We start from the raw sequence: 1657 nt of genomic DNA, 5'->3' as shown, positions 1-1657 counted from the left end.
CGGCTTCATTGATCGCGATAGCGGATAGTTTCAGAGTGTATATGCATGACAGTTTGGTGACGACAAGCGTGGTAGCGGCGGGAGATACGTTTGAGCTGAGGATGAAGGTCAAGAGTGACAGCGGGAATGTGGTAACGAATTTGATCTCGAATCCATTCACGCCGGACAGTTCAGGCTCGGGAGCGATCAGTTTATTATCAGGCCCCGTAGTGGAGAAGAGCAGACTGGATTCAGGCGAGGCAACGTATATCAGGTGGACGTATAGAGCCGGGGATAACGGACTTGGGAGCAAAAACTTCAGCGTAAGGGCGCAGGGATTGGATTCGACCAATGAGAACACGCTGATCAGTTCGAACACGGTGACAAGGTTACTTACGATCAGGCATGCAGAAGAGGACACGATCCTAACGCTGGCGGGACTAGCGACGTTCAATGATTCCATCGAAGTCAGAAACACGATTGACCTCTCAGTATTAGTGCAAGATCGTTTCGGCAATGATATTCCCAATGATTCTCTGCGTTTCTATGTATTGACAGGCACGGGCGGGTTCAATGATACCACGCGGACAACAAAAGACAGTATTGTGCAAACCGACGCGGACGGTATAGGCCGTATCCGCCTCTTTACGTCGACGGTGCCGGTGACCAATACAATCATAGCGAAGTTGTTCACGACCAATGATGACAGTGTGACATTCTTCATAAAGAGTTTGCCGCGAACGGTTAAATCGTTGTCGATGATCGTTGATACGGTTTGGACGGCGGGGATCACAGAGAATGTTCAGGTCACGGCCTATGATGAGTTTGGGAATATCACAACCAATGCCGCGAACAACATTCAGCTATCTTCCATCGCTTCGTCCAGTGTACAATTTGTAACGGGTTCAACGCTGCCGTTGACATCGGGCGTGGTCAATTTCACAACCAAAGATACCATCGCAAGAGCCTTCATGCAGTTGAAGGCCAATGTTTCCGGTGTGAACGGCGGCCAGACGGAAGTTACGAGCCAGGATCTGAGAGTCGTTCATAACAAAGCGAAACGTTTTGCGGATTCGTTGCTTACAGTCAACAGCGTGACGATTGGAAATTCGCGGCTTCTAACCGCAACGGTTATCGACTCTTTCGGTAACCCGGTGAAGGATACGACGGTGATATTCGCAGTGATCAGCGGCAGCGGCGGCGGTGTTATTACCAGCGCCAATCCAGTAACAACGGATTCGCTTGGTAAGGCGCGTGTTACGTATAAGACAGGTAATCTGGTAGGCACTAATCTCATAACGGCGCAGGGCCTTAGTACTTCAACCATTCCCGGAAGCCCGGCTACGGCCTTCTTCGTGATCAATACGGATTCTGTGAATGCAAATGCGAACTATGTTGCCGGAAGTCTGCAGCCGCGTGTGGTCAGTGAAAATCAGATCACGTCATTCAGTGTGAAATTCGTGAATACAGGTTCCTTCCCGATCACCTTGGAAATCGATTCAACATATATTCTATACAATGATGGCGTTACAACGTACCAGGCCTATCTTGATACGAATATCAGCAAGACGATCGGTGTGGGCACCAGCCAGTTGACGTTCAAAGCGGATACGATAAATATCGCAACAGGAAAATATCCCGGAACCGGACACCTGGCGCAGATCAACTTATACGGATC

Annotated in this window: 2 protein-coding genes; one reads left to right on the top strand and one right to left on the bottom strand. The window is 49.5% G+C overall.

Annotation, left to right across the window (positions count from 1 at the left end; genetic code table 11):
* A partial coding sequence (locus MNV_RS19625) for a hypothetical protein (RefSeq protein WP_218837981.1) occupies positions 1–358 on the bottom strand: 358 nt, incomplete at its 3' end.
* 1 nt (position 359) lies between these two features.
* On the opposite strand from MNV_RS19625, the gene MNV_RS09870 reads away from it, so the two are divergent.
* A partial coding sequence (locus MNV_RS09870) for an Ig-like domain-containing protein (protein WP_218837980.1) occupies positions 360–1657 on the top strand: 1298 nt, incomplete at its 3' end.

The sequence above is a fragment of the Candidatus Methanoperedens nitratireducens genome, from assembly GCF_900196725.1.
In the GTDB taxonomy this organism is placed as follows: domain Archaea; phylum Halobacteriota; class Methanosarcinia; order Methanosarcinales; family Methanoperedenaceae; genus Methanoperedens; species Methanoperedens nitroreducens_A.
The sequence above is the reverse complement of the archived record's forward strand: the minus strand, read 5'-3'. Positions and strand labels throughout refer to the sequence as shown.